1 protein-coding gene is annotated in these 465 nt (G+C 70.3%); it reads right to left on the bottom strand.

Translation table 11 applies throughout. The features are described from left to right. Nucleotides 1–297 (bottom strand): hypothetical protein (locus tag AOK00_RS20780; protein WP_159041811.1); only part of this gene is annotated, 297 nt, incomplete at its 3' end. Nucleotides 298–465 lie beyond the last annotated feature (168 nt).

The following is a 465-nucleotide window of genomic DNA, read 5'->3' as shown; positions in this document are numbered from 1 at the left end:
GGTGGGCTCGTCGGTGGGGCTCGCGGTGGCCGTCACCGTCGGCTGCGCCGCGCCCTTCGCGTCGCCCTTCTTCTCCTCCTCCGGCGGGTCGCTGAAGACGAACGCCAGGAACCACAGACCGCCGAGGACGGTCGCGACGATCTTCTTGTTCCGGCTCCAGCGGCTCGTCCAGGTCAGGGCTATGCCCGCCGGGGGGAGGAAGACGAGGAGACAGATGATCAGGGCGGGGTGCTGCCACCAGCGCCGTGCGGGCATCGGGGCGGGAACGGCCTGGAACGGCGGCGGAGGCGGGTACACGTGCGTCTCCCGAGGGCTGTGAGCGTGTGCAAGGTGCACGGATCGTACACAGAATGTTCACAACCAGTAGCCCTTCGTGCCGAATACGAGACGCGATCGGAACCGGCCCGCGCCGTGCGGCCGGGCCGGATCCCGAACTCCCCGGCCTCCGTCGTCGACCGGTGGCGG

The sequence above is a fragment of the Streptomyces aureus genome (assembly GCF_001418135.1).
Classification (GTDB): Bacteria; Actinomycetota; Actinomycetes; order Streptomycetales; family Streptomycetaceae; genus Streptomyces; species Streptomyces aureus_A.
This window is presented reverse-complemented; position numbering and strand designations above follow the sequence as displayed.